The following is a 26,926-nucleotide window of genomic DNA, read 5'->3' on the forward strand; positions in this document are numbered from 1 at the left end:
TCGACGTTCAGGATCGCCTCAGGAGCCGGTGGCATCCTTGGCGCGTGAGTGAGTCCCGGCCCCGCGTGCTGGTCGTCGACGACGACCGGGCCGTGCGCGACTCGCTGCGCCGGTCGCTGGAGTTCAACGGCTACGAGGTCGTGCTGGCCGCCGACGGCGCCGAGGGCCTGGTCGCGGTCGGGGCTCAGCACCCCGACGTCGTGGTGGTCGATGTGATGATGCCGCGGCTCGACGGGATCGAGACGACGCGCGCGCTGCGGGCGGCGGGCAACGACGTACCCGTCCTGGTCCTGACCGCGCGTGACGCGGTGGGCGACCGGGTCGAGGGCCTCGACGCCGGCGCCGACGACTACCTCACCAAGCCGTTCGCGCTGGAGGAGCTGCTGGCCCGGCTGCGGGCGCTGCTGCGCCGCGTGGTCCCCGACGGCGACGCCGCGAGCGAGGTGCTGACCTTCTCCGACCTCACCATGGACGTCGCGAGCCGTGACGTCTCGCGCGGGGGCCGGCCGATCGAGCTGACCCGCACCGAGTTCACGCTGCTCGAGATGTTCCTGCGCCGCCCGCGGCGCGTGCTCGACCGCTCGTTCATCCTCGAGGAGGTCTGGGGCTACGACTTCCCCACGAGTGCGAACTCGCTCGAGGTCTACGTCGGCTACCTGCGCCGCAAGACCGAGGCCGACGGCGAGCCGCGGCTGATCCAGACCGTGCGCGGCGTCGGCTACGTGCTGAAGGAATCATGAGCACCCCACGGGACCCCGCATGACGCCGTCCACCGTCTTGACCGACGGGCGCTGGCACTACCGCCGGTCCCTGGCGTCGCGGGTGGCCGTGCTCACCACGATCGCGCTCGGGCTCTCGATCGCCGTGATGGCTTTCACCGCGTTCGTGGTGATGCGCCAGCAGATGATGAACTCGCTCGACCAGTCGCTGCTCAACCGTGCGCACAAGGCGACGGCCAACACCACCCTGTCGCGCGTCACCTCTGGTGGCGTCCCGTCGTGGATGCTGGGCGCGGCCGACGTCCGGATCATCTTCATCAGCGCCGACGGCCGCGGCATGTCGGGGTCCGACATCCCGCACTTCACCCTCGGCCAGCCGGAGTACGACGTCGTGACCGGCCAGCGCGAGTCCGCCGTGCGCACGCTGGTGACCCGGGAGGGCGAGCGTTTCCGGGTCGCGACCGTCCAGGCGGGACGGGGCGAGGCCCTCATCCTCGCCCAGCCCCTCGCGCCCAACGACCGGACGCTCGAGAAGCTCGGCGGGGTGCTGTTCGTGTTCGGCGCGCTCGGGGTGCTGGCGGCGCTGCTCGCCGGCTGGCTGGTGGCCCGCAACGGCCTGCGTCCGCTGCGCCGGCTCACCTCCGCCGTCGAGCGCATCGCGATCACCGAGGACCTGCGACCCCTGCGTGTGGAGGGGGACGACGAGGTCGCCCGGCTCGCCACCGCCTTCAACCAGATGCTGCTCGCCCTCGGCGCCTCGCGCGACCGGCAGCGCCGGCTCGTCGCCGACGCCAGCCACGAGCTGCGCACCCCGCTCACCTCGCTGCGCACCAACCTCGACCTGCTCCGCCAGGCGGAGGGGAACGCGGCCCTGCCGGCCGAGGCCCGGCTCGAGCTGCTCGACGACGTCCGCGGGCAGATCGAGGAGCTGAGCGCCCTCGTCGGTGACCTCGTCGAGCTCGCACGCGACGAGCCCACCACCCGGGTGGTCGCGGAGGTCGACCTCGCCGAGGTCGTGGAGCGGGCTGTGACGCGTGTACGCCGTCGCGCGCACGGGGTGTCGTTCGACGTCGTGCTCGACCCGTGGCCCGTCGTGGGTGACGCCAACGGCCTCGAGCGCGCGGTCACCAACCTGCTCGACAACGCCGCCAAGTGGAGCCCGCCCGAGGGCACCGTCACCGTGCGCCTCGCCGACGGCGTGCTGACCGTCGACGACCAGGGCGAGGGCGTCGCGGAGGCCGACCGCCCGCACGTGTTCGAGCGGTTCTACCGGGCCGAGGAGTCGCGCGCGATGCCCGGGTCCGGGCTCGGCCTGGCCATCGTGCGCCAGGTGATCGACCGCCACGGCGGCCAGATCCAGGTCACCGAGGCCCCCGGCGGCGGGGCCCGCTTCGCCCTGTGGCTGCCCGGAGTGGCGGCTGTAACGCCGGGTTAGTGCCTGTACCCACCCGGTTGCAACAGGGTGGGTACAGCCAGTAACCTGGCGTTACAGCGGCTGGTCGAAGACGCGCAGCAGCCGCTCGGCCTTCCACTCCGACTCCGCCCACTCCTCGGCGACGTCGGACTTCACGGTGATGCCGCCGCCCGTGCCGAGGGTCCACGTGCCGCTGCCGTCGGTCATCAGGGAGCGGATGACGACCCCGAGGTCGGCCGGACCGTCGCCGCTGATCCACCCGAACGCGCCGGCGTACGCACCTCGCGGCGTCGACTCGACCTCGCCGATGATCTCCATCGTGCGCAGCTTGGGCGCCCCGGTCATCGACCCGGCCGGGAAGAGCGCGCGCAGCGCGACGACCGTGGAGACGTCGTCGCGAAGCCGCCCGCGCACCGTCGACACCAGCTGGTGCACCGACTCGTAGCTCTCGACCTGCATCAGCGCCGGCACCTCGACCGACCCGACCTCGCAGACCAGGGACAGGTCGTTGCGGAGCAGGTCGACGATCATCAGGTTCTCGGCGCGGGTCTTGGGGTCGCGCGCCAGCCGCTCGCGGTGGTGCTCGTCCTCCTCGGTGGTGGCACCCCGAGGCGTCGTGCCCTTGATCGGCTTGGTCTCGAGGTGCCGGTCGGCGGTGACGAGGGCGTACCGCTCCGGCGAGCTCGACAGCAGCCAGGCACGGGCGCCGGCGACGTCGTGCTGGAGGAAGCCGCTGTACGGCGCGGGGTTGAGCTCGCGCAGCCGCAGGTACGCCGTCACCGGGTCGAGGTCGGCGGTGCGGCTGAGGCGGTGGGTGAGGTTGACCTCGTAGGAGTTGCCGGCGTGCAGGTGCTCCTGGACCCGCGTGAAGGCACGCTCGTACACACCTGGTGGGGAAGTCCGACACTCCCAGGCGGTTGTCTCCCCCTCCAGGTGACGGACTCCCCGCTCGAGCGGGGAGTCCCCGGAGGGCGCCGGGTGCTCGAAGACCCGCACCGCGCGTGGGCGCATCCAGACGGCGTCGGGAAGGGTCGGGTCGGGTGCGGCGGGCAGGTCGGTGCGGGCGGCGTAGCCGAGGTAACCGAACCACTGCTCACCCGCGGCGATCCGGGCCTCCAGGACGGCGAAGACGTCGTCGCCGACGACGGTCGCGGCGCCACCAGCGTGCTCCACGACCTCGCGCCGCTCGGCCGACCACGACAGGGACACGTCGTCCTCGTCGAGCCAGCCGATGATCGAGCGCCGGCCCGACCACTCGCGCGCACCGCCCCCGTCGAGCCAGAAGCAGCGCGGGTGCTCGGCCGCGACGGACCGGAAGAACTCGACCGGGTCGTCCACCGGCTCGGTCATGAGAGGAAGTTCCTGACGAGGTCCTCGCCGTGTGCGGACAGCACCGACTCGGGGTGGAACTGCACGCCCTCGAGCGGCAGCGAGGCGTGGCGCACGCCCATCACCACGCCGTCCTCGCTCCACGCGGTCGCGACCAGCTCGTCGGGCAGCGTGACCGCGCCGAGCGAGTGGTAGCGCACCGCGGCGAATCCCTGGGGCAGCCCGGCGAAGACACCCGCGCCGTCGTGGCGCACCGCGGCCACCTCGCCGTGCGCCGGGGGCAGGCGCCGCACCGTCCCGCCGTACGCCGTCACCAGCCCCTGCATGCCGAGGCAGACGCCGAGCACGGGGCGGGTGCCGGCGCGCAGCACCTCCGGCCCGACCGCGAAGTCCGCGCGGGTGTCGGGGTGCCCGGGTCCGGGCGACAGGACGACGTGCGAGTGCCACAGCACCTCCTCGACGGTGACCTCGTCGTGCTGCACCACCCGCGGCAGGACGCCGGTCACCCGGGCGACGAGGTGCACCAGGTTCCACGTGTAGGAGTCGTGGTGGTCGACCACGATCACGTCCGGCTGCACGCAGCGACAGTAGTGGTCCCCGGGCTACTGCCGCACCGCGCGGCAGGCCTCCGCCACGGGCTGGTCGCCCACCTCCCGGCAGCCGTCGAAGGCGGTGAGCTTGGCCATCAGCGCCGCGACCTCGGGCGACTTCTTCCTGCTCGCGAAGGTGTTGCGCTTCTCGAACCGGTCGCGCTTGTACGAGTAGTACTCGTAGCCCCAGGCGACCTTGGCGGGCCTCGGGTCCAGGTCGAACCTCGCGAGCAGCGCCGTCCGGCTCCGCACCGCGGTGAAGGACGGGATCCGGTCGAGCTCCGTGCCGCTGTACGCCGCGTCCGGGTCGTTGCCGGTGAGCGTCTGCTGGGTGTGCTCGAGGAAGGCGTGGGACTGCCGCACCAGGGCCGGGTCGGCCAGGGTCGGGACGAGCGAGAGCCCGCTGCGGTAGGGCGCCGGCGCGAGCCCGGCGAGCTCCTCGAAGGTCGGAGCGAGGTCGATGTTGCTCGTGACCTCACGACGCTTGCCCGGCACCACCCCCGGCCCACTGACCAGCAGCGGCACGCGGACGTCGGTGTCGTACGGCGTCCCCTTGCCGCGGCCCATGCCGTTCTGGCCGAGGTGGAAGCCGTTGTCGGAGGTCAGCACGACGTAGGTCTCGGGACCGACGCCCTGGAGGATCCGCGTGACGAGGCGGTCGGCCGACTGCGCCATCCGGGCCCGGTCGCGGAGGTCCCGGACGGCGACCGCGGCGGGCAGGGTGCGGGTGGTGTTCCACGCACGGGCACGCTTGCCGTTGGCCTTGCGGGGCCGGTTGTCCTTGCGCGGGTCGCCGAAGCCCGGGAGGTCGTCGACGGTCAGCTTGCGGCAGGCGACGCGGCCGCAGCTGCGCCGGCCCGTGCGGTCGCGGAACATCGGCGGGAAGAGCGGGTCGCCGGCGTAGTGCCCCTCGGGGTTGACGCGGTTGTGCGGCGCGTAGAGCGCCACCTCGAGGAAGTAAGGCGCGCCGGTCGCCTCGTTGGCGGCGATGTAGTCCGTCGCCAGGTCGCCGATCACTGCACCGGCGTACGCCTTGTCCTTCGCCGCGTTGCTCGCGCTCGCCGGGGGTGCCGGGTGCTGCACCAGCTGGAGCCGCTGGTCGACGACCGACGTGCTGGCGAAGTCCCAGCCGTCGTAGGCGGAGCCGAAGACGGTGTTGAACGTCGACCAGCCCGGCACGAGCGGCGGGAGCGCGCGGCCGGGCGACCACTCGTACTCGTTGAGGAACTTGCCCACGAAGCCCGTCTGGTAGCCGGCCTCCTGGAGCCGCACGTTGAAGGCGCGTTCAGGGTTGCCGTTCGTGTCGAAGGCGGGCCAGCCGCCGAGCCTCGAGGTGCCCTTGTTGGACGTGTTGGTGTGCACGCCCGTCTGGTGCGGGTACTGCCCGGTGAAGAAGCTCGACCGCGACACGCAGCACAGCGAATCGGTGACGAACGAGTGCGGGTAGCTCGCCCCCGCCTTCCGCATCCGCTGCACCGACCGCATCGTCTGGACGAGGTCCATCGAGAAGTCGTCGAGCATCACCACGACGATGTTGGGTCGCTCGTCGCGGGCCGCTGCCGGCCGGAGCTCCGCGACCGCGGACCCGTCGCTCGTCGCCTGCCTCGGTACGTCGTCCGCCCCGCGCAGGCCGTCGTCCGACCCGCCCGTCGCGCCGCATGCCATCAGTGCGAACAGGCACACGCCTGCCCACGCTCCCTTGAAGTACCCCACTGCTCCCCCGCCTGTCCCGTGCTGGCTACCTAGGGTGACGTCCCACGCCACCGATTCGTTGCCTGCCACGCCGAACTAATGTCTATACGTCCGATCGACTTCAGTGCGACCCCACTCCGGTATCTGAGGACGTGGTGAACGAAAAACCGATGACGGACGACCGTGACGTCCTCAGATATCGCTGGCGGCGGGAGCGAGGAGGTCGCGCACCGCCGTGTGGAGCAGGTCGTAGCCGTTCTCGGTGAGGATCGACTCGGCGTGGAACTGGATGCCGCGGAAGTGCGGTCCGACGACGGCGTGGATGTCCCCGGTTGCCTCGTCGGCCTCGACCCGTACGCCGTCGGGCAGGGTGGCGCCGGCCGGCACGCGCCCGACGAACGTGTTGTAGAACCCCACCCGCTCGGTGCGACCGTCGAGTCGCACCGGCGACTGCGTGCCCTGGAAGACGACGTCCTTGTAGCCGAGGTCGAGGCCGAGCCGCTGGCACAGCGTCTGGTGGCCCAGGCACACCGCGAGGAACGGCTGGTCCGAGGCGAGCAGGTCGTCGACGGCGCGACGGAAGGACGCGATCTTGGGGTGGTCGCCCTCGCGCGGGTCGCCCGGGCCGGGGCCGACGATGACCAGGTCGGCCCCGTCGAAGGCGCCGGTCTCGTAGTCCTCGTGCCGCACGACCCGCGAGGTCATCCCGAAGACCCCGAGCACGTGGACGAGCATGTTCACGAAGTCGTCCTCGCCGTGGAGGATCACCACCGACTTCCCGGCCAGCCCCGGGTCGGCCGGCTCGCCGGCCTGGTCGGTCAGCCAGAAGCGGGAGAGCCGCTGGTTGCGGGTGCCCAGGGCGAGCAGGACGTCCTCGTCGCGCGCCAGCTCGGCGATGTCGGTGCCGTCGGAGGTCGCCGCGGGCGCCAGGCCGAAGGCGCTCAGGATGCCGCCGGCCTTGGCGCGGGTCTCGGCCACCTCGTACGCCGCGTCGGAGTCGCGCACGAGCGTCGCCCCGGCCGTCACCTTGAGCTCGCCGGACGGCGAGACGTCGGCGGTGCGGATCAGGATCGGGCTGTCCATCGTCGGCGTGCCGTCGGGCGAGCGGCCGAACAGCGCGAGCGCGGCGCCGTAGTAGCCGCGGCCCTCGGGCTCGTAGTCGGCGATCAGGCGGCAGGCGTTCTCGACCGGCGCGCCGGTCACCGTGGCGGCGTACATCGTGTCACGCAGGATCTCGCGGTGGTCGCGATCGGAGCGGCCGGCGAGGAGGTACTCGGTGTGGATCAGGTGCGTCATCGGCTTGAGGAACGGCCCGAGCACCTGGCCGCCCTCGTGGCAGATGTCGCACATCATCTTGAGCTCCTCGTCGACCACCATGAAGAGCTCGAAGACCTCCTTCTCGTCGCCGAGGAAGTCGAGCAGCCGCTCCTTGAGGGCCTCGCCGTGCCCCGCCACCCGGAACGTCCCCGAGATCGGGTTCATCCGTACGTCGCCCTGGCGCACCGAGACGTGCCGCTCGGGGCTCGCGCCGATCAGGAACCGGTCGCCGGTGAAGAAGCAGAAGGTCCAGTAGGCGCCGCGCTCGCGCTCCATCAGCCGACGCAGCACGGTGAGCGCGCGCGAGGCGTCCCAGTCGGCGACGACGGCGCGGTAGTGACGGCCGATGACGAGGTTGGCCCCCTCGCCCTGCCCGATCTCGTCGCGGATGATCGCCTCGACGACCTTCCCGTAGTCCTCGTCACTGGTGGCGAAGCCGCCCCGGTCGGCGAACTCGACCGGCACGTCGGGCAGAGCCGCGAGCAGGTCGTCGACCGACACCTCGTGCTCAGCCTCGATGTCGACCACCGTCAGCGGGGCGCCGTCGTCGATGGCGGCGAACCCGCGCTCGCGCACCTGCCGGAACGGCACGGCGACGAGCCGGTCGGCGCTGCGGCCCGGCTCGGGCGCCCCGGCTTCGAGCGGGATGTCGAGCAGGCTCGCGACCTCGTGCGGCGTGCCGCCGATCAGCCCCGCCGTCGGCGACGCCTTGCGTCGGATGACCGCCCACGCCCCGAACCCCTGGATCTGCTCCAGGAGGTCTCGGACGGCGGGGGGCTGGGTCATGGGAGAGACCCTACGGGCGCCTGCCGGGCGTTGGACGGCACGTCTCAGGCGGACGTTCGACCCAGCTCGTAGAGAAGCTCGCCGTGACGGTCCGGGTGGAGCCAGAACGAGTTGCCCGCCCAGGTCGGGGACAGGTCGATGCGGACCCCTTCCTCGTCCATCACCACGTAGCCAAGTTGCTCGGCAAGCGCGCGGAGCTCTGCATGGTCGGCCCGGACCTCGACCATCAGCGCTGGCCGGCCCGACTCCAGGGTCCTACGGGCACCGAGGAGGACCTCGAGCTCGAACCCCTCGACGTCGACCTTCACGAAGTCCGGCGGAGCCTGGAACTTGGCGTCGAGGGTGGTGACGGCCACCTCGACGGGCTGCACCTCCGGCGCGATGCCGGCTGGTCGCGCGTTGACCTCGAGCCCCTCGAAGTGTGGGACGAAGGAGTTGTTCTGCCCCGTCAGACCCTCGACGTAGAACGTCGCGCGACCCGGCTCACGGCCGACCCCTTCCTCGACGACCGTGACCTGGGGAAGTTGGGATGTGGTGGCTCGCAGGTATGGCAGGTTGTTGGGGCCGGGCTCGAAGACCACCACTGATCCGGTGGGGCCGACGAGGTGCGCGAAGTACTGCGTGATGAACCCGATGTGGCCGCCGACCTCCGCCACTCGGTCCCCGGGACCCACGAGCCGGCCAAACAGAGCCATCGTCGCCGCCTCGCGGCGTCGGCGATGGAACCAGTAGCCCTTGTGCCGGAAGCTGTGCAGCCGCAGGCGGTCACGCGTGTGCGGGTTGCGGATGGTGATGTCACCCGGGTTGTGCGCCGCGAGCCAGGGCAGGATCCGGCGGCGGGCGTGGGCGACGAGGTCCAGGCTCATTGAGCCGCCACCCTAGTGCCGCCCGGCGATCGACGACAGGACCGAGCCGTTGACTAGACTCGCGGCCGTCCGGCCGTGTGGCAGGACTCCAGAGAAGAGGTGAGGCGTGCCGGTCCCGGCGGTGACCCTTCGTCTCACCGGCACGGCACCCGACGACAGGATCCTCGCGTGGGTGCGCGCCCTCGGTCGCGTCCCGGCCCAGCGACGCTCGCTGGAGCTGCTCGGGGCCGACGCCTCCCCGGAGGGGTTCGGAGACCGCCTGCGGGCCGCTGGTGTCGAGGCGGTCGCGGGCACTCTGGCGTCGTACGCCCCGGGCGAGGTGGTCGTGCTCGCCCGCGCGGCGGACCTGCCCACCCCCTCGTGCCTGCGCCTGCTCGTCGTGGCCGCCGCCGAGGGGACGGACGTCGTCAGCACCCGGGTGCTGCCCGTCGGCGCGGTGGCAGACGGTGACCCCGCACCTCGACCGTGCGTGGCCGTCCCTCCTTCAGCACCCGACGACTGCCGGCGCGCCTCGACACCCGATTCTGCGGTCGCGGCCGCCGAGCGGTCCGGCACTCCCCTCCGGAGGCTCGACGCGGCCGCTGTGCTCAGCGAGGCGCGGGACGGTGACCCGCCGGCCGCCCCCGCCACCGGCCGGAGTGAGCACCAGCCGCCCTACGGTCACCCGGCCGCCCTGCCGGCCACCGCCCTGCACCAGCTACTCGTTGCGACCGGCGTCACGCCGCCGACTCTCCCTGCCGGGCAGGAACCGCGTCCCTTCCTGAGCGTCCTGACCCGCACCCAGGGCACCCGGCTGCAGTGCCTGGAAGAGGTGCTGACCTGCCTGGCTGGCCAGACGTGCCGCGACTTCGAGGTCCTGCTGGCGTGCCACCGCACGACCCCGGAGGGCCTGGCTGCCGTGCACCGAGTGCTGGCCGAGGCGCCGGAGTGGTTGCGCGAGCGCGTGCGGGTGCTCGAGGTCGAGCGACCCGGACGCTCCTCACCGCTCAATGAAGCCCTCGACGCCTCCCGCGGCCGCTACGCCGTGGTGCTCGACGACGACGACGCCGTCACCGCCGAGTGGGTGGCGGCCTACGCCGCGCTCGAGGCACAGCAGCCGGGCGTCGTCCTGCGGTCCGTGGCCCTGGCCCAGCCCGTCCGGCCGGTCCAGGTCGCGGACGAGCACGGCCCACGCGGGCCGGTGCCCGTCGAGACCGAACCGGCCCACCACGTGTGGCCCGACACGTTCAGCATCGTCGACCACCTGTGGGACAACGCCTCACCGCCGATGACCTTCGCGATCCCGCGTGGCGTCTTCGACGACCTCGGCGTGCGCTTCGACGAGGCGCTCGACACAACGGAGGACTGGGACGTCCTGGTGCGGGCCGCGGCCGTCACCGGTGTCGTCGACACACCTGCGGTGACGGCGGTCTACCGCGTGTGGGGGGACGGCGAGGGCTCGCGGCACCTCCACGACGGTGCCCAGTGGCAGGCGAGCCGCGAGGCCGTGCTCGCCAAGCTCGACCGGGCTCCCCTCGTGCTCGCGCCGGGCGTCGCCCGGGAGGTGAGGGAGCTCCACCGCGCCCTCGCGGAGGAAACCGAGGAGAAGTACCGGTTCGCCGCCCTCAACGAGCAGGCGGCATCGGATCTGCGGGCGGTCAACGACGCCGTCGCGGCGCTGCGCGAGCAGGTCGCCGACCTCAAGGAGCGCAACGCCCGGCTGCGCCGGAGGCTCCGGTGACGGGCATCTGGCAGCGGCTGCGGAGACCCCCCGAACCACCCCTGAGCGTGCCCGGGGTGGTGTGGACGCTGGCCGTCGCTGCCCTGTTCTTCCACCTCAGCAACCCGCTCACCATGGTGCCGTTCTTCGGCGACTCCCTGCACCGATCGATCATTGTCGCCGTCGGCGCCACCGTGCTGACCCTCCCATGGCTCCGCCTGCCCCGCCTCCCCTGGGCGGTGCTGCCCGCGATCGCGCTGATGTACGCCTCGCTCGGGTGGACCATCAGCTGGGACGTCACCTGGGGCGTCTCGCAGGTCTACGTGAAGGTCGCGCTCGTCGCGTGGCTCTGCACGTGGTCGACCGACGCGCGCTCCCTCACGCACGGCCTGCACCTCGGCGGCGTGGTGGTCGTCGTCACGAGCGTGTACGCCTTCTGGGCGGGGCTGCCCTTCGCCGACGTGCCCGCTGATGCCACGGGCTTCCTTGCCGGGGTCGGTGCCAACCGCAACATCCTCGGTTACACCCTCGTGCTCGCCTGGGCCGCCGCCCTCGCGCACGTGCCGCACGGGCGGGTGGCCCGGCCCGCCTGGACCCTCGGTGTGGCCACCATTGCCCTCGGGCTGTTCCTCGCCCAGTCGGCCACGGCGTTCGTCGTCGCCGCACTGGTCGCGGGCCTCGCGCTGGCGCTCGCCCGGCGTGACCCCCTCTCGGTGCGACTGGGTACGCATCGGCCGCTCGTGCTGGCGGCCGGGGGTGGCGCGGCGGCGCTCGCCGCCCTGCTCGCCACCGGGGTGCTGCTCGGTCGCGACGTCGCCTCGCTGTCGGGCCGCACCCAGATCTGGGCGGCCATCTGGGACGCCACCTACGGTCAACGCCTGCTCGGGCAGGGCTGGGGCACCACATGGCCGCACGCCTGGGTGCAGGCCCCGCCCAACCCGGTCTTCGAGTACGTCAACGCCAACTACGGAGCGGGCGTCGTTGCCCACGGCCACGCCTCGCTCATGGACGTCATGCCCGACCTCGGTTTCGCCGGGATGGCGGCGTTCGCCCTCGCCCACGTCGTCGTCGCGGTGCTGGGCGTGCACCGGTGGTGGCGGACCCCGTCGGAGACCGCGCGGCGCGACCCGACCGGACGGCTGGTGCTGCTGGTCCTGCTGGGGCTGGTCGCCTACGGGGCGACGGAGCCGCTGGCGACGACCCCGCTGGGCTGGTTCCTGCTCGTCGTGCTGGCGGGCCTGGCCGGACGTCCTACGTGTGCGGACGACGAGGCGGGCCGGAGTTTGGCGGCGCGTCCCCGCCACGTGCAAAGGTAGCGTCCATGTCGCATGTGCTGGTGACCTGCGCCGGCCGCCGCGTCTCGCTCGTGCAGGGCTTCGTCGAGGCCGCCCACGCGCGTGGACTGAAGGTGCTGGCCGCAGACCCCGACCCCCTCGCTCCTGCCCTGGTCGGCGTCGACCAGGCCGTGCGGGTGCCGCCGTTGGCCGACCCCGACTACCTCCCGACGCTGCTCCGCGTCGTCCGCGAGCACGGCATCGGGCTGGTGGTGCCCACGATCGACACCGAGCTGCCGCTCCTCGCCCAGCACGTGGCCGACCTGGCGGACGCGGGGGCGACCGCTCTCGTCTCGAGCGAGGGCTTCGTCGACATCTGCGGCGACAAGGCCCTGACCGCCGAGGCCTTCGCGGCGCGCGGCGTCGACGTACCCCGGTCCTGGCTGCCCGACGAGCTGACCGACGACGTGCTGGCCGACCTTCCGGACGACCTCGTCGTGAAGCCACGCAACGGGAGCTCCAGCAAGGACGTGCACCTCGTCGCGCGCGACCAGGTCGTGCAGACGGTGGCGGTCGTCCCGCAGCCGATCGTGCAGGAGCGCCTCACCGGACCGGAGGTGACGGTCGACGCGTTGCTCGACCTCGAGGGGCGACCGCTCCACTACGTCCCGCGCACCCGCATCAAGACCCTGGGCGGTGAGTCGATCCAGGGCGTCACGCTGCCCCACGACGAGCTGGGCCCGTGGATCGAGCGCGTCCTCGCGGCGTGCAGCGACCTGGGCGCGCGTGGTCCGGTGACCCTGCAGTTCTTCCGCACCGACCGTGGGCCCGTCCTGATCGAGGTCAACCCCCGCTTCGGCGGCGGGTTCCCGTTGACGCGAGCGGCTGGGGGCGACTACCCCGCCTGGCTGCTGGACGAGCTGGCGGGTAGCGCGCCCACGGAGCGTTTCGGCGACTACCGGGCCGGTCTCTACATGACCCGCCACATGGTCGAGCACTTCACCGACACCCTCCGATGGTGAGGCCCGGCACCCGCGGCGTCGTCCTCGACCTCGACGACACGCTCTACCTGGAGCGGGACTACGTACGCTCCGGGTTCGGCGCGGTGGCCGAGCACCTCGCCGCCGGATGGGACGTGGACGCCGCCCGCGTCCGTGAGCACCTGTGGCGGCGGTTCACCGAGGGCGAGCGCGGCAGCCACTTCGACGACCTGGTCTCCGGCGACCCGGCCCTGCGGGACCGCGTGCACGTGCCGGACCTCGTCGAGGTCTACCGCCACCACGTCCCCGCCATCCGCCTGCTCCCGGGCATCGAGGACCTGGTCGGGGCGCTGCGCTCGGCGGGACTGCGGACGGGGGTCATCAGCGACGGCGCCCTCGCCAGCCAGCAGGCGAAGGTCGACGCGCTCGCGGTGGACCGCCTCATCGAGGGCCCCGTCGTGCTGACCGACGTGTGGGGTCGTGAGGGCTGGAAGCCGCACCCGCGCGCGTTCCTCCACGTCCAGCAGGCGTGGAGCCTGCCCCCGGAGGACCTCGTCTACGTCGGCGACAACCCGCACAAGGACTTCGACGCGCCGCGCGACCTCGGCTGGGCGTGCGTACGCCTCCGGCTCCCGGGTCAGCTGCACGCCGACGTGCCCGACCGGGTGGTCCCCGACCTGACGGTCACCTCGGTGGGCGCGCTCGCCGAGGCACTGACGCCCGCACCTAGACTCCGCTGACATGGACCGAGGACTCGTGCTCAAGCGCCTCTTCGACCTGGCCGTCTCCCTCCCCGCGCTCGTGGTGAGCCTGCCGCTGCAGGCCGTGACCGCGCTGGCCGTGCGGCTCTCCATGGGGCGTCCGGTCCTCTTCCGGCAGCGCCGCCCCGGCCTGCACGGAGAAGTGTTCGAGCTGGTGAAGTTCCGCACCATGCACCACGAGGACGTCTCCCGCGGGCGCGTCGACGACGCCTCGCGGCTCACCACCACCGGCCGCGTCTTGCGCAAGCTCAGCCTCGACGAGCTCCCCTCGTTGTGGAACATCGTGCGCGGCGACATGTCGCTGGTGGGGCCGCGACCGCTGCTGGAGCGCTACCTCGACCGGTACAGCCCCGAGCAGGCCCGGCGCCACGAGGTCCGTCCCGGCCTGACGGGGCTGGCGCAGGTGTCGGGGCGCAACCAGCTGTCGTGGGAGGACAAGCTCCGCCTCGACGTCGAGTACGTCGACACCCGCAGCTTCATCGGCGACCTGCGCATCCTGGCCGCGACGGTGCGTCAGGTCGTCCGCGGCTCGGGCGTCTCCGCGGTCGGGGAGGCCACCATGCCCGAGTTCCACGGCACCACCGCACGCGAGGACCGCGCCTGATGCGGATCGGATTCGTCACGCAGTGGTTCCCGCCCGAGCCCGGCACGGTGGTCCCCTCCGCCATCGCCGAGGGCCTGCACGGCGCGGGCCACCAGGTCGAGGTCCTCACCGGGTTCCCCAACTACCCCACCGGCCGGGTCATGGACGGCTACCGCGTCCGGCCCTACCAGCGGGAGACGACCGCGTCCGGCATCCCGGTGCACCGCGCGCCGCTGTGGCCCAACCACGACTCTCGCGCCGTCGCACGGATGGCCAACTACCTCTCCTTCGCCGCCGGCGCGAGCGCGGTGGCCCGCGCGCGGATGCCGCGTCCCGACGTGTGGCTCGTCTACTCCTCACCGGCGACCGCCGTGCTGCCGGTGGTGCGGGCGCTGCGCCGCCACCGCGCCCCCTACTTCCTCCTCGTGCAGGACCTGTGGCCCGACAGCGTCACCGGCAGCGGCTTCGTCGGCGGCGCGGCAGGGTCGGCGGTCGAGGGGCTGCTCACCCGCTTCTGCGACGCGTCCTACCGCCACGCGGGCGGCATCGGTGTCATCTCCCCGGGGATGCGTCGCGTGCTCGTGGGGCGGGGCGTGCCGGACGGCATCGTCCACGACACCCCCAACTGGATCTCCGACGACCACCTCCTGCCCGGTGACGCGCCCGACCCGCAGCTGCGCCGCGACCTCGGGCTGCCGCCCGGACGACTGTGGATGTACGCCGGGAACCTGGGCGAGCTCCAGGGCCTCGACGCCCTCGTCGAGGCGTTCGCCCGCCGCCCCGAGGCGCAGCTCGTGCTCGTCGGGGACGGCGTCGCCCGCCCGCGGCTCGAGGAGCTCGCCACCCGGCTCGGTGCGGACAACGTGCGCTTCGCCGGCTCGGTGCCCACCTCGGAGGTGGGCCGCTGGATCGCCGCGTCGGACGTCCAGGTGGTCTCCCTCCAGGACACGCCGCTGCTCCGCGTCACCATGCCGAGCAAGGTGCAGGGCTCGCTCGCTGCGACGCGCCCGGTGCTGGTCCACGCCGCCGGCGACGCGGCGGCGGTCGTGACCGGTGCCCGCTGCGGGTGGGCGGCCACTCCGGGCGACGCTGCCGCGCTCGACGCCGCCATCGGCGACGGGCTCGCGGTGGAGGAGGCCGACCTCCGGGCGATGGGCCGGGGCGCGCGCCGGCTCTACGAGGAGCAGTTCTCCCCCCAGGTGGGGCCGGCGCGCCTCGCCCGGGCACTCGAGGCGGCCGCGTCGGCGCACCCGACCGGCACGGCCGGGCCGGGCGCCCGCTAGTCCCGGCCCACCGCGCCGAGCACCTGGTCCAGGGTGGGCGCGTCGACCGAGCCGGTGGCGTGTGTCGCCGCGCGCCGCGACCACTCCGCCCACTCGTCGTCGTCCATGTCGGCGAAGCGCTGCACGGCGGCGCCGACCTCCGGCGCCGACTCGCAGGCCGCGCGGTCGAGCACCACGCCGGCCCCGGCGTCCGCGACAGCGGACCACGGTGTCTGGTCGCTGATCAGCACCGGGCACCCGGCGCGGAGCGCCTCGCCGATGGCGTGGCCGAAGTTCTCGCCGCGCGTCAGCAGGGCGAAGAGGTGGCTGGTCCGCAGCACCTGCTCGACCTCCTCGGGGCCGACGGCGCCGGCGAGGCGCACGTCGACGTGGGCCGGCAGCCGCCCGACGAGGTCCTGCACCAGCGCCACGTGCTCCTCGTCCTCCAGCAGGCCGATGACGTCGAGGTGCACCGGGGTCGTGACGTGGGCGAGGCCGCGGACGAGGTCGTCGATGCCCTTCACGGGCGCGACCCGGCCGACGGTGACGACCCGGAGGCGATCGGTGCGGAGCGGTCGTGCGGCCGTCGTCGTCCCCCGCAACGGTCGCAGCCGCTCAGGCACGACCGCGGTCCGGGCGCCCGGGAACACCCGCTCGACGTCAGCACGCTCGCGTGCGGAGCTGACGACCCACGTCGTGGGCGAGCCGCCGAAGCGCAGCGCCCACCGGGTGCCCCGCAGCAGCCCGATCCACACGCGCTTCTGCCACGGGGTGCCCAGGGCGAGGGCGCTGGCCGCCAGCTCGCCGCGGGGGCTGGACAGCAGGCGTCCGTGCCACCTCGACAGACCGAGGACGAGCAGCGGCAGGACCGTGAAGCCCTTCGACATGACGGAGTTGACGTAGACGACGTCGGCCGAGCGCATCGTGCGGAGGGCCTCGCGCCACTGCCGCCGGCTGCCCCACGAGGGCGGCGGGAGGTAGGTGACGGGCGTGCCGGCCACCTCGGTCGTGCCGACGTGGGGCGGGGGGTAGGGGCGGGTGTCACCCAGGTCGCGGTCTGCCGTCAGCACGTGGACCTCGTGGCCGGCGAGCTGCTCGACGGCTCCCGTGATGCCCGGCACCGGGCCACCCGCCTTGTGCGCCGGCACGTAGGCAGGCGCCAGCACCACGACCTTCACGATGCCTCCCCCACCGGACCGTCGACCGTGTCGTCGACCGTGTCGGCGGCCTGCCCGCCCGCACTGAACAGCCGCATCAGCACTGCCAGGCCGGCTGCCGCGGTCGCGACCGCGAGCAGCCCGCGAACGACGACGGCCGCCACTCCGCTGACGGGCAGCAGCCCGCCCGCCAGGCAGAGTACGAGCGCCACCACGACGGCCGGCAGCGCCGACCACTCGGGCCACCTCACGTCGTCCACGCGTCTCGCGAGGCCACGCACCAGCAGCCACAGGAGGGCGTACGTCACCGCGACGCCGATGCCCACGCCGGCCAGGCCGACGAGGCGGGTCGCGACCACCGAGCAGGCCACGCCGAGCACCATGGCGAGGGGACTGAGGACCGCCAGCGCCGCCGTGCGGCCGCTGAGCACCACCAGCTGGTAGTGGGCGAGGTAGACCGCCGCCAGCGGAGCAGCGAGGCACGCCGCGGCGACAAGGGGGACCATGTCGGCGATCGAGAACGACGGGGGCACGAGCACCCTCAGGAGCCAGGGCGAGAGGAGGGCGACGCCGCCGGTGGCGAGGGCCGCAAGCGTCGCCACCAGGCGCGAGGTCTCGCCGAGCTGCTCGCCCCGGTTCTCCCGGGCTTCCCGGGCCAGCACCGGTAGCCAGGCGTAGGCGACGGCGCTGGTGAGGGTGAGCGCGACCGTGCCGAGGTAGAGCGCCACCTGGGCGCGACCGCCGTCGCCGCGGCCCAGCACGGCGGCCGCGACCAGGATGCCGACGCCGTTGGCGCTGGCGGTGACGAACTGGTGCGGCACCAGCGGCAGCGACGTCCGCACGGCGCGGGTGAGGTCCGACCAGCGCAGCACCGTGCGTCCGGAGCCGAGCACCTTCAGCAGCCCCAGACCGAGGGTGACCGCGTTGACGACAGCGACCGCGGCGAAGTAGCGCGTTGCCGACGGCGCGTCGCCCAGCGTCACCGCCAGCAGTCCGGCGGCGGGAGCGAGGAGCGTGGGACCGGTGGCGAGCGCGACGTAGAACCACGCCTGCTCCAGCGCGACGGCGTAGGCCTGGGTCAGCGCGATACCGGCGCCGAGGCCGCCCGCGACCAGGCCCAGCGTGACGGCGAGCGGTGTCGACGAGCCCGAGAGCGCCACCGCCAGGTGCTGTCCGCCCGCCACCAGGAGGGCGGCACCGAGCGCCATGACGCTGCCGGCCAGCACGAGTCCCCGGGCACCTTCCGTGCCGGTGGACTCGGTGAGGGCGTGGCGGGTGATGACGAGCGGGAGGCCGAGGGTGAGGACGACGAGGGACCACTGCATGGTGGTGATGGCCACCGAGATCAGGCCGTACTCCCCGACACCGGCTGCGCGGGTCAGGAACGGTGTCACCAGGAGGCCGGCGAGCATCGGTGCGGCGCTGCCGAGCGTGTAGATGGAGCCGCGGCCGACGAGTCGGCGCCCAGCCCCGGTCATCGAGCGGGAACCTCGGTCACGGGTGTCCGGTCGACCTCCGCGCGACCACGACGGCGCAGCAACAACCACGCCCCGGTGACCACCGTGAAGCCGATGGCGAGCTCGCCACCCTGGAAGAGCTGGTTGTTGGCCGGGAGGTAGAACACGAGGATGCAGAGGTGGAAGAACACCCCCGCAGCGAGCGGGTCACCCCGCTCGAGGGTGTCGCGCCAGCTCAGCCCGAGGGCGAACCCGATCAGGGCCATCAGCACCACGACACCGGGGAAGCCCAGGTCGGACGCCGGGTGGACGAAGAACGTCGACCACACCATCCCGTCGGGCCAGCCCTGATCGATGAGCTTCCCCGCGTAGGTCCGGGCCTCCACGGCCTCCTCGCGGTCGGCCTGCCCGGCTACGCGCAGCAGGTTGTGCCGGTAGAACTCCGAGAAGCCGAGCCCCCACGTCGGAGTGAAGTCCTCGTCCATGGCGAGCGACAACCCGCGGTAGCCGTGGGTGAGGTAGCTGCTGAGGATCAGCCCCTCGGACTGCAGCGCCGGCGGCACGAGGTCGAAGAACGGGTTGTCCTCGCGGGTGGTCGCGACGCCGATCATCGCCGTGTCGCGCATCCGCTCGTCGGTGTCGTCGTCGGTCGAGGAGGACTCGTCCGCCGCCCCGTCGGCCTCGATCCGGCTGTTCATGGTGGTCGCGTAGTAGGCGAAGAAGCAGGCCACGACCAGAACGATGCCGACGAGGGACCGGACGAGCCGGCCACGACGCTCGCGCGACAGCGAGCTGCCCGCCACGAGGACCAGGAAGAGCACGAGCTGCCCGCTGAACTCGGCGACGCCTCGGTTGATGCCCTGCGCAATCGTGAGGGCGACCGACAGCAGCACGCACAGCACGCCGAGCGCCCGTGCTGGCCGCGACAGCCGGGGCCAGAGGAAGAGGGTCAGCGGGAAGAGCAGGATCGTCAGCGGGGCGACGAGCATCCGCACGTAGAGGAACACGGGGGTGACCGACTCGTTGAGCCGCTTGTTCTCCGCATAGGCGCTCCCCGCATCACGGAGGCCGTGCCAGACGTCCGGCACCCAGTCGCCGGTCGTGGTCCAGGTGACGGGCACGTAGAGCAGGAGGTAGACCACGGCTCCCGCGGTGACCAGCGCGGAGGCCGACAGCGGGCTGCGGCCGGTCGCGGTCGTCGTACGACGCCATCGCACCGCCACGGCGTAACCGGCGACGAAGGCCAGGGTCGCGCAGGCCAGGAACAGGTGCACACGGCCCGGGTCGGTGAGGTGCCAGTCGATCGGGCCGAGGACCACCAGCGACCAGGACACCACGAAGAGACCGAGCGTCACGACGAGCGGCACGTAGCGGGTGACGCCGGCGAACTCGAACACGAGCGGCCGATCGCTGTCGCGGGTCCACGCGCGGACGCCGCGCGCCGGCGCCGTCGATCCGGTGGTCCCGGACGCGGCGGTCGATGTGGTGTGTGGTGTGGTCTCAGGCACGTGTCTCCCCCAGGGCCAGCTCCATGATGCGCCGTCCCTGCTCACTGTGGTTCTTTCGGTCGAGGACGAACTGCCGCGCCCGTTCTCCACGCGCGTGGAGCTCGGTCCGGCCCAGCGCGGCCGCCCGCTCGAGCGCGGCGGTGATGTCAGCAGCGCTCGACCCGTCGATGGTCAGGACGTGCTTGTCGTAGTCGGCGGGCATCCCGGGCAGCCGGGTGGTCAGCACCGCCGTGCCCGACACGAGGTACTCCATGTTCTTGGACGGGAAGGAGTAGGCGGTGAACTCCTGGTCGGCCGGTCGCGGGTTGACCAGGAGCCATGCGCGCTGCTGGGCGGCGACGACCTCGGCGTTGGGCACGGTGCCGCGGAACTCGACACGGGGGTCCACCGCAGCGGCTGCCGCGACTGCGGAGGCGTAGTCACCGCCCCCGTAGACCACGAGGCGGGCGTCGGGCGCGTCCCAGGCGCGGAAGCCGTCGACGAGGTTGGCCAGGCCGTACTCGCTGCGGAGGGCGCCGGAGTAGAGGACGGTCAGATGCTCGTCCTTGGCCGCCAGCACGTTGTCGGCGGCCGCCATGTCGGCGTCCACGAGTCCCTCCATCACGATCGAGGGTCGGCGCTCGGGGTTGACGACGGGGTCCATCTGGCGCGTGAGCAGGACGAACCGGTCGATGGCCCGGTAGGTGCGCGCGACCACGCGGCGCATGGCGCGGTAGCGCGCACCCGAACGATCGCTCGCGTCGGCCACGTCGGCCATGAACGTGTAGACGTCGGCGAAGATCGCGACCCGGGTCACACCGCGCGTCACGGCGAGCACCCCGGGGAGCGCGGAGACGTAGGCGGCGTCCACCACGACGAAGCGGTCCCGCCCGCGGGTGCGCAGCCGCCACCGCCACGCCCCGAGCGCCAGCGAGACGGCGAGGTGCAGCTGCTTTGCGCCGCGGGCGTTGGGGAACCCGCGGTGGTCGACGACGAGGGAGTCGCGTGGGCGGTCGACCACGCGTGGCCACCAGCCGCCGCGGTAGAACCGCGGGGTTGCGCTGCGGCCCACGAGGGACGTCACGCGGGCACCGTTCTCGATCAGCCCGCGCTGGATGAGCGAGTGGAACTTGTAGCCCGACTCGGGCATGCCGTAGGTCACCTGCTGCGCATCGGGCAGCAGCTCCCCCTGCATCGCCACGAATTGCTCCGGCGACGGCACGGACGAGACGTAGAGGACCTCGACGGCTTCGCGGCGTCCGCTGGAGGTCACGGTGTCCCCGGGGCCTGCCGGATTCCCAGCCAGCTCTCGTAGCGCGCGTGGGTCGACAGGATGAACCCCACGGCCCGGCGTGAGCAGTCACCGATCCGGTAGTCGTCGGGCACGCGGGAGGCCCGGTCGGTGTCGGAGACCGCGAAGCGGACGGCCTCCACGACGTTGGCCGCGTCGAGGCCGGTCATGAGGATCGAGGCCGAGTCGAGTGCCTCGGGGCGCTCGATGGAGTCGCGGAGCGTGACGGCCGGGAAGTCGAGCAGCGACGACTCCTCGGAGATCGTGCCCGAGTCCGACAGGACGCACCAGGCCTGCTTCTGCAGCTTGTTGTAGTCCATGAAGCCGAGCGGCTCGTGGAACGTGATGCCCTCGGTCGAGCGTCCCAGCGCGTCGAGCCGCTTGCGGGTGCGCGGGTGGGTCGAGACGAGCACCGGCATGCCGCTGTCGGCGATGACGCCCTCGAGGCAGTCGAGCAGCAGGTTGAGCCGGTCGGGGTTGTCGACGTTCTCCTCGCGGTGCGCGCTGACGAGCACGTATCCCTGGGGAGTGAGCCCGAGGCGTTCGACGGCGTCGGAGGCGTCGATCGTGTCGGCGTGGGCGGCGAGCACCTCCTTCATCGGCGACCCGGTCTTGAGGATCCGGCGCGGGTGGAGGCCTTCGGCCAGCAGGTTGCGACGCGCGTGCTCGGTGTACACGAGGTTGAAGTCGGCGACGTGGTCGACGAGTCGCCGGTTGGTCTCCTCCGGCACGTTCTCGTCGAAGCACCGGTTGCCGGCCTCCATGTGGTAGACGGGGATCCGCATCCGCTTGGCCATCACCGCCGCCAGGCAGCTGTTGGTGTCGCCGAGCACCAGCACGGCGTCGGGGCGCTCCTCGAGCAGCACCTCCTCGGTCTTGATCAGCACCTCGCCCAGCACCCGGCCGAGGCTGCTGGTGTCGACGTCGAGGTAGTGGTCGGGCGCACGCAGCCCGAGCTCGGAGAAGAAGATCTCGTTGAGGTTGTGGTCGTAGTTCTGCCCGGTGTGCACCAGGACGTGGTCCACCGTGCGGTCGAGCAGCTTGATCGTCTCGGAGAGCCGGATGATCTCCGGACGGGTCCCGACGACGGTCATCACCTTGGTCATGCGATCTCCTCCGCGGCCGCGCGGACGACCGGCTCGTGGATGGTGTCGGGCGACTCGGGGTCGAAGAGCGAATCGGTCCAGAACAGGGTGGTCAGCACGCGATCGCCCACGTTGGTGATCTCGTGCGACCACATGGTCGGCATGTCGATCACCGCGGGCCGGTCCCCCGACACGGGGAACTCGAGGACCTCGTCGTGGAACATCCGTCGCAGACGGATCACCGCCTCACCGTCGAGCACGACGAACCGCTCGATCTTGTGCAGGTGGTAGTGGATGCCGCGGGTGACGCCGGGCACGGTCGTGGAGACGAAGGTCTGTCCGCCGCCGCCGTGGCTGCGGACGGTCTCGACGAGCCGGCCTCGCTGGTCGCTGCGCGGGGTGAGCGCGAGCGGGTAGTGCGACGGGAACAGGGCCGCGCGGTAGGTGTTGAAGAGGTCGCGCTCGAAGTCGTCGGCCATTGCCGGCACGTCGGCGCTGGGGACGTACGTTGAGTGGAACCGCTCGAGCGCGTCCCACACCGCCCGGACCGATGTCGGGTGCGCCGCGGGGCGCACGGTGTCGGGTGATGTCGGCTCCAGCGCGTCGAGGAGAGCCTGCGCCGCTCCCTGGGCGTGGAGCAGCTCGATCGGCCGGTCGGCGATCTCGGGCCGCTCGCCCGAGATGGCCCGGTCGACGAAGGTCGCGACGAACGAGTTGTAGCCCGGACGGCCGTGCTCGCCGAAGAGGTTGGGAAGGTGGACGTCGACGAACCGCCCGCCCGTCCGACCCGCTGCGGCCCGGAGCACGGCGGCCGCCTGCTCCTTCCCGGCGGCGTACGCCGAGCCGTTGCCGACCTGGATGGAGTTGGCGAAGACGAGCACCTTCGAGCTGGTGCCGTCGAGCGCGTCCGCGACGTCCTGGGCGAGGGCGACGTTGCCGTCCACCAGCTCGTCGTCCGCCGCACGGTTGACCCCGGCGACGTGGATCACCGCGTCGACGTCCGCAGCGAGCTCCGGGATCCGGTGCCAGTCGGAGCGACCCACCGGCACGACCTCGTGCTCGGTCGTCGCATGGACGCGGCAGCGCAGGTGCCAGCCGAGGAAGCCCTCGGCCCCCGTGAGCAGGATCTTCACGCCCGGATCTCCCGGTCGGCGGCGATCTCCGGAATGGTGCGCAGCAGGGCGACCGTCTGGTCGACGTCGAGGGGCGGTACGGAGTCCGAGGAGTAGTCGACGGTGGTGTCGACCTCCTCCTCCCCCTCGGAGAAGTACTTCTCGTACTGCAGGCCCCTGTCGTCGAGCGGTACGCGGAAGTAGTCGCCCTGGTCGGCGGCCTTCGCGATCTCCTCGCGGGTCAGCAGGGTCTCGTGCAGCTTCTCGCCGTGGCGCGTCCCGATGTGGTGCACCTCCGGCTCGTCCTGGCCGAACAAGCGGCCGACTGCCGTGGCCAGCGTGGCGACGGTCGTGGCGGCCGCCTTGCGCACGAAGAGGTCACCGGGCTGCGCGTGCACGAAGGCGTGCTTGACCAGGTCGACCGAGTCGGCGAGCGACATGAGGAACCGAGTCATCCGCGGATCGGTGATCGTGAGCGGCCTGCCCTCCTTCAGCAGCGAGATGAACGCCGGGATGACGGAGCCACGGGAGTACATGACGTTGCCGTAGCGGGTCACCGACACCGTCATGTCGGAGTCGGGATGGTTGCGAGCGAAGGCCTGGGCGGTCTTCTCCATCAGCGCCTTCGACATGCCCATCGCGTTGACCGGGTAGACCGCCTTGTCGGTGCTCAGGAGCACGACGGAGCGGACGCCGGCGGCGCTGCTCGCCTCGATCACGTTGTGGCTGCCGACGACGTTGGTCTTCACGGCCTGCTGGGGGAAGAACTCGCAGGACGGCACCTGCTTGAGCGCAGCGGCGTGGAACACGAAGTCCGCGTCGAGCACGGCGGTGCGGACGCTGTCGATGTCGCGCACGTCCCCGAGGAAGAAACGCACTCGTTCGTCGTTGAACGCGCGCCGCATGAGGTCCTGCTTGGCCTCGTCGCGGCTGAAGACGTTGATCCTCGCCGCTCCGTCTGCCAGCAGGTGCCGGGCCATGACGGACCCGAATGATCCGGTGCCGCCGGTGATCGTGATGGTCCGTCCGGCGACCGAGGTGTCGGTATCGGGGGACGGGCTCGCGGGGGTGGTCACAGGGACTTCCTTTCGAGGAACGTGCGGACGTGCGCGACGACCCGCTCGAACTGGTCATCGGTGAGGGCCGATCCGCTGGGCAGGGACAGCCCTGTGCGGAACAGCCGCTCGGACGTGCCGTTGGCGTAGGCGGGCCGGTCGGCGAAGACGGGCTGCAGGTGCATCGGCTTCCACAGCGGACGCGCCTCGATGTCGGCCTCGGCGAGGTGGAGCCGGAGCTCGTCAGCGCTCCACCCCGTGACCGCCTCGTCGACGACCACCGAGGTGAGCCAGAAGTTGTCATGGTCCTCGTCGGCTGCGGCGTCGACGCCGTCGGCACCGCCGAAGACGGAGAGACCGTCGACAGGCGCGACGAGCTCGCGGTAGCGACGCCGCCAGCCGCGGCGCCGTTCGAGCATCTCGGGGAGGCGGGAGAGCTGCACCCGGCCCACAGCGGCGAGCAGGTTGGACAGGCGGTAGTTGTAGCCGACGTCGACGTGCTCGTAGTGCACGACGGGCTGGCGCGCCTGCGTGGCGAGGTAGCGGGTGCGCTCGGCCATGTCGGGGTCGTCGCAGAGCAGCGCCCCTCCGCCGGATGTGGTGATGATCTTGTTGCCGTTGAAGGAGACCACAGCGGCGACGCCGGCGGCGCCGGCGGGGCGACCACCCCGACGCGCACCGAGCGACTCGGCTGCGTCGACCAGCACGGGTACGCCGTGGCGCGCGGCCGCGGCCTCGACGCGCTCGTGGTCAGCGACCTTGCCGAGGAGGTCGACCGGAACGACGGCAGCGATGCGGGCGCCCGAGCGGAGCTGGTCCTCGATCGCCTTCTCGACCAGCGCCGGGTCGAGGTTCCCGGTCTCGTCGGAGTCGACGAACACGGGCACCGCGCCGGTGTAGGTGATGGCGTTGGCGGTGGCCGCGAAGGTCATCGACGAGGTGATGACGACGTCACCGGGGCGCGCACCGAGGTGGAGCAGCCCCAGGTGGAGGGCCGCGGTGCCCGAGCTCAGCGCGACCGCCAGCGAACGCCCGGTCGCCTCGGCGAGCTCGGCCTCGAAAGCGTCCACCTCGGGCCCGAGGGGAGCCACCCACCCCGAACGCAGGGCGCGGACCAGGGCGTCCTCCTCTGCCTGCGTCACGTCGGGGGAGGACAGGTAGGTACGTGAGGTCAACGATCCCCCATCGCGTGCGAGAGGTCGCTGAGCTCGGTGGGGTCCACAGGTGGGACGGCCACGCTGCGGATCATCGGGTGCTCGGTCACGGCCGGCTTCTCCTCGTCCGAGAACAGGCGCTCGTGGAGCTTCTCACCAGTGCGCAGTCCGGTGAACACGATCTCGACGTTGGAGGCGTGCGAGAGCTCGATCATGCGATGCGCGACGTCGAGGATCTTCACCGGCGTCCCCATCTCGAGCACCATGACGTCACCGGAGCGGCCCATCGTGCCGGCCTGGACGACGAGCTCGCAGGCCTCGGGGATGGTCATGAAGTAGCGCGTGACGTCGGGGTGGGTCACCGTGATCGGGCCGCCGGCCTCGATCTGCGCGGTGAAGGTGTGCAGCATCGAGCCGCGCGAGCCCAGCACGTTGCCGAACCGGACGCTGATGAAGTGGCCTTCGCCGCGCTCGGCATACCACGCCGTGAGCTGCTCGGCGATGCGCTTGGTGGTGCCGAGCACGCTCGTGGAGTCGGCGGCCTTGTCGGTGGAGATGTTGACGAAGTGGGCCACCTCGTGGCGCTCCGAGACGCGCAGCAGGTTGAGCGTGCCGAGGACGTTGGTCTTCCAGCCCTCGTCGGGGTAGCGCTCCAGCATGGGCAGGTGCTTGAGCGCGGCCGCGTGGAACACGATCTCGGGCCGGTGCGCGTCGAAGACCTTCTCGAGCGCCTGACGATCGCGGATGTCGCAGAGGACCGTGTTGGGCTCGTCGAGCAGGCCATGGCCGAAGATCGACAGCTGGACGGCGTGCAGCGCGGACTCGTCGCGGTCGAGCATCACGAGCGCCGCCGGACCGAACTTGTGGACCTGGCGTGCGAGCTCGGAGCCGATCGAGCCGCCGGCGCCGGTGATCAGCACCCGCTTGCCGGTGAGGTAGCCCGCGATCTCCGTGACGCTCGTCGACACCTGGTGCCGCCCGAGGACGTCGCGGATGTCGACCGGGCGGATGTCGGCGGCGCTGACCTGGCCGCCGATCATCTCCGATACCCGGGGGAGCACGAGGAAGTCGAGCCCCGCCGCCTGCGCCACCTTCTGGGCGCGGTCGACCAGCTGGCCACTGGCCGACGGAACCGCGAGGACGATGACGTCGACCTGACGGTCGGCTGCCACGCTGGCGAGTTGCCTGCCGTCACCCAGGACGGGGACGCCGCTGATGCGCAGGTGCCGCTTGCCCGGGTTGTCGTCGAGGAAGCCGACCACCTCGTCGGCGTCGCCGCGCAGGAGATGGAGGACCTGACGTCCGGCGTCACCCGCACCGTAGATGAGCACCCGACGCCCCTCGGCGGGGCCGTGGTCGACGCGGAGGCGATCGCGCAGGGCTCGGTAGAACAGGCGACCCGCAGCGGAGATCAACAGGGCCATCGGCGGGGTGAGCACCACGACGCTGCGGGGCGCGGGGTTCGTCATCATCGCCGAGATGCCGAGCATGAGGGCACCCACGACGAACAGGTGCAGGGCCAGGCCGAACGCTTCGTCGAACGACCCGACGAGGTATCGCCCGCGGTAGAACTTCGTGGCGTACCCCAGGCCCACGAGCAGTGCTGATGCAAGCAGCCAGTAGGCGATGACGGAGTCCCACTGGACCTCGGTGAGGCGGAAGTCGTGCCGTACGCCGATCACCAGGGCCGCCGCCAGCGCCCAGGACACGACGTCCCAGAGCGCCAGGGCACCCCGGCGCGCGATTGCGTTCTCCATCATCTCCCCGCCCCCGTGCGTGAAGTCGTTTCCTGGCTTGCTCACCCAGCGGGCGGCAAACCATGCTAGACCGGACGAGCGGCGCTCGGCGATTCGCGC

At 72.1% G+C, this 26,926-nt stretch carries 22 protein-coding genes; 8 read left to right on the forward strand and 14 right to left on the reverse strand.

Going from position 1 to position 26,926, the window contains the following annotated elements; translation table 11 throughout:
* Positions 1 to 44: 44 nt before the first annotated feature.
* On the forward strand, positions 45 to 740 hold the full coding sequence (locus HOO61_RS03250; RefSeq protein ID WP_172256878.1) for a response regulator transcription factor: 696 nt from the start codon (positions 45 to 47) through the stop codon (positions 738 to 740).
* Positions 741 to 759: 19 nt separating this feature from the next.
* Positions 760 to 2,154 carry a cell wall metabolism sensor histidine kinase WalK gene (locus HOO61_RS03255; RefSeq protein ID WP_172256880.1) on the forward strand — a complete coding sequence of 465 codons (1,395 nt, stop codon included), beginning with the start codon at positions 760 to 762 and terminating at the stop codon, positions 2,152 to 2,154.
* 51 nt (positions 2,155 to 2,205) lie between these two features.
* On the opposite strand, the gene HOO61_RS03260 is transcribed toward HOO61_RS03255, so the two are convergent.
* From HOO61_RS03260 to HOO61_RS03280, 5 genes are all read right to left on the reverse strand, one after another.
* Positions 2,206 to 3,483: an anthranilate synthase component I family protein gene (locus HOO61_RS03260; protein WP_172256882.1), complete on the reverse strand. Its 1,278-nt coding sequence runs from the start codon at positions 3,481 to 3,483 to the stop codon at positions 2,206 to 2,208.
* Complete coding sequence (locus HOO61_RS03265; protein ID WP_172256884.1) at positions 3,480 to 4,040, reverse strand: aminodeoxychorismate/anthranilate synthase component II; 561 nt, start codon at positions 4,038 to 4,040, stop codon at positions 3,480 to 3,482. The genes HOO61_RS03260 and HOO61_RS03265 overlap by 4 nt, the downstream gene beginning before the upstream one ends.
* A gap of 24 nt (positions 4,041 to 4,064) precedes the next feature.
* The gene (locus HOO61_RS03270) at positions 4,065 to 5,735 is read right to left on the reverse strand and encodes a sulfatase-like hydrolase/transferase (RefSeq protein WP_172256886.1); all 1,671 of its coding nucleotides are present in this window, start codon (positions 5,733 to 5,735) and stop codon (positions 4,065 to 4,067) included.
* A 201-nt stretch (positions 5,736 to 5,936) separates the two neighbouring features.
* Entirely contained in the window at positions 5,937 to 7,847 is a 1,911-nt protein-coding gene (locus tag HOO61_RS03275) for an anthranilate synthase family protein (protein ID WP_172256888.1), read from the reverse strand.
* Positions 7,848 to 7,891: 44 nt separating this feature from the next.
* Positions 7,892 to 8,713, reverse strand: a complete 822-nt coding sequence (locus tag HOO61_RS03280; protein ID WP_172256890.1) for an FkbM family methyltransferase — start codon at positions 8,711 to 8,713, stop codon at positions 7,892 to 7,894.
* 106 nt (positions 8,714 to 8,819) lie between these two features.
* Between HOO61_RS03280 and HOO61_RS24765 the strand changes: the two genes are divergently transcribed.
* Genes HOO61_RS24765 through HOO61_RS03310 form a run of 6 tightly spaced genes read left to right on the forward strand, consistent with a single transcriptional unit; the run spans position 8,820 to position 15,293 of the window.
* Positions 8,820 to 10,433, forward strand: a complete 1,614-nt coding sequence (locus HOO61_RS24765) for a glycosyltransferase family A protein (protein ID WP_172256892.1) — start codon at positions 8,820 to 8,822, stop codon at positions 10,431 to 10,433.
* Between the two features lie 56 nt (positions 10,434 to 10,489).
* A complete protein-coding gene (locus HOO61_RS03290) occupies positions 10,490 to 11,728 on the forward strand; it encodes a hypothetical protein (RefSeq protein WP_172256894.1) in 1,239 nt (412 codons plus the stop codon).
* Positions 11,729 to 11,733: 5 nt separating this feature from the next.
* Positions 11,734 to 12,708, forward strand: coding sequence for an ATP-grasp domain-containing protein (locus tag HOO61_RS03295; RefSeq protein ID WP_172256896.1), 975 nt, complete (start codon positions 11,734 to 11,736; stop codon positions 12,706 to 12,708).
* Positions 12,705 to 13,406: an HAD family hydrolase gene (locus tag HOO61_RS03300; RefSeq protein ID WP_172256898.1), complete on the forward strand. Its 702-nt coding sequence runs from the start codon at positions 12,705 to 12,707 to the stop codon at positions 13,404 to 13,406. The genes HOO61_RS03295 and HOO61_RS03300 overlap by 4 nt, the downstream gene beginning before the upstream one ends.
* Before the next feature lies 1 nt (position 13,407).
* Entirely contained in the window at positions 13,408 to 14,031 is a 624-nt protein-coding gene (locus HOO61_RS03305) for a sugar transferase (RefSeq protein ID WP_172256900.1), read from the forward strand.
* Entirely contained in the window at positions 14,031 to 15,293 is a 1,263-nt protein-coding gene (locus HOO61_RS03310) for a glycosyltransferase family 4 protein (RefSeq protein ID WP_172256902.1), read from the forward strand. The genes HOO61_RS03305 and HOO61_RS03310 overlap by 1 nt, the downstream gene beginning before the upstream one ends.
* Here HOO61_RS03310 and HOO61_RS03315 read toward each other — a convergent pair.
* From HOO61_RS03315 to HOO61_RS03355, 9 genes are read right to left on the reverse strand one after another with little or no spacing between them, the layout of a single operon-like run.
* On the reverse strand, positions 15,290 to 16,450 hold the full coding sequence (locus HOO61_RS03315) for a glycosyltransferase family 4 protein (protein ID WP_172256904.1): 1,161 nt from the start codon (positions 16,448 to 16,450) through the stop codon (positions 15,290 to 15,292). The genes HOO61_RS03310 and HOO61_RS03315 overlap by 4 nt on opposite strands.
* Positions 16,447 to 17,907 (reverse strand): lipopolysaccharide biosynthesis protein, encoded by a 1,461-nt coding sequence (locus HOO61_RS03320; RefSeq protein WP_172256906.1) that lies wholly within the window; start codon positions 17,905 to 17,907, stop codon positions 16,447 to 16,449. The genes HOO61_RS03315 and HOO61_RS03320 overlap by 4 nt, the downstream gene beginning before the upstream one ends.
* Positions 17,904 to 19,394, reverse strand: coding sequence for a hypothetical protein (locus tag HOO61_RS03325; protein WP_172256908.1), 1,491 nt, complete (start codon positions 19,392 to 19,394; stop codon positions 17,904 to 17,906). The genes HOO61_RS03320 and HOO61_RS03325 overlap by 4 nt, the downstream gene beginning before the upstream one ends.
* Positions 19,387 to 20,646: a glycosyltransferase gene (locus tag HOO61_RS24770; RefSeq protein WP_172256910.1), complete on the reverse strand. Its 1,260-nt coding sequence runs from the start codon at positions 20,644 to 20,646 to the stop codon at positions 19,387 to 19,389. The genes HOO61_RS03325 and HOO61_RS24770 overlap by 8 nt, the downstream gene beginning before the upstream one ends.
* Positions 20,643 to 21,770, reverse strand: a complete 1,128-nt coding sequence (gene wecB / locus HOO61_RS03335; protein WP_172256912.1) for a non-hydrolyzing UDP-N-acetylglucosamine 2-epimerase — start codon at positions 21,768 to 21,770, stop codon at positions 20,643 to 20,645. The genes HOO61_RS24770 and wecB overlap by 4 nt, the downstream gene beginning before the upstream one ends.
* A complete protein-coding gene (locus HOO61_RS03340; RefSeq protein WP_172256914.1) occupies positions 21,767 to 22,882 on the reverse strand; it encodes an NAD-dependent epimerase/dehydratase family protein in 1,116 nt (371 codons plus the stop codon). Before HOO61_RS03340 ends, wecB begins: the two co-directional genes overlap by 4 nt.
* Positions 22,879 to 23,937: a polysaccharide biosynthesis protein gene (locus HOO61_RS03345; protein WP_367649999.1), complete on the reverse strand. Its 1,059-nt coding sequence runs from the start codon at positions 23,935 to 23,937 to the stop codon at positions 22,879 to 22,881. The genes HOO61_RS03340 and HOO61_RS03345 overlap by 4 nt, the downstream gene beginning before the upstream one ends.
* Complete coding sequence (locus HOO61_RS03350; protein ID WP_172256916.1) at positions 23,934 to 25,091, reverse strand: DegT/DnrJ/EryC1/StrS aminotransferase family protein; 1,158 nt, start codon at positions 25,089 to 25,091, stop codon at positions 23,934 to 23,936. The genes HOO61_RS03345 and HOO61_RS03350 overlap by 4 nt, the downstream gene beginning before the upstream one ends.
* Positions 25,088 to 26,872, reverse strand: a complete 1,785-nt coding sequence (locus tag HOO61_RS03355; RefSeq protein WP_172256918.1) for a nucleoside-diphosphate sugar epimerase/dehydratase — start codon at positions 26,870 to 26,872, stop codon at positions 25,088 to 25,090. Before HOO61_RS03355 ends, HOO61_RS03350 begins: the two co-directional genes overlap by 4 nt.
* Positions 26,873 to 26,926 lie beyond the last annotated feature (54 nt).

The sequence above is a fragment of the Nocardioides sp. zg-1230 genome, assembly GCF_013155335.1.
In the GTDB taxonomy this organism is placed as follows: Bacteria; Actinomycetota; Actinomycetes; order Propionibacteriales; family Nocardioidaceae; genus Nocardioides.

Excerpts from the sequence above, each read along its gene's own strand:
- HOO61_RS03295 (WP_172256896.1), top strand. The coding sequence starts at position 11,734 with ATGTCGCATGTGCTGGTGACCTGCGCCGGCCGCCGCGTCTCGCTCGTG.
- HOO61_RS03255 (WP_172256880.1), top strand. The coding sequence starts at position 760 with ATGACGCCGTCCACCGTCTTGACCGACGGGCGCTGGCACTACCGCCGG.
- HOO61_RS03260 (WP_172256882.1), bottom strand. The coding sequence starts at position 3,483 with ATGACCGAGCCGGTGGACGACCCGGTCGAGTTCTTCCGGTCCGTCGCG.
- HOO61_RS03275 (WP_172256888.1), bottom strand. The coding sequence starts at position 7,847 with ATGACCCAGCCCCCCGCCGTCCGAGACCTCCTGGAGCAGATCCAGGGG.
- HOO61_RS03280 (WP_172256890.1), bottom strand. The coding sequence starts at position 8,713 with ATGAGCCTGGACCTCGTCGCCCACGCCCGCCGCCGGATCCTGCCCTGG.
- HOO61_RS03305 (WP_172256900.1), top strand. The coding sequence starts at position 13,408 with ATGGACCGAGGACTCGTGCTCAAGCGCCTCTTCGACCTGGCCGTCTCC.
- HOO61_RS03310 (WP_172256902.1), top strand. The coding sequence starts at position 14,031 with ATGCGGATCGGATTCGTCACGCAGTGGTTCCCGCCCGAGCCCGGCACG.
- wecB (WP_172256912.1), bottom strand. The coding sequence starts at position 21,770 with ATGACCAAGGTGATGACCGTCGTCGGGACCCGTCCGGAGATCATCCGG.
- HOO61_RS03320 (WP_172256906.1), bottom strand. The coding sequence starts at position 17,907 with ATGACCGGGGCTGGGCGCCGACTCGTCGGCCGCGGCTCCATCTACACG.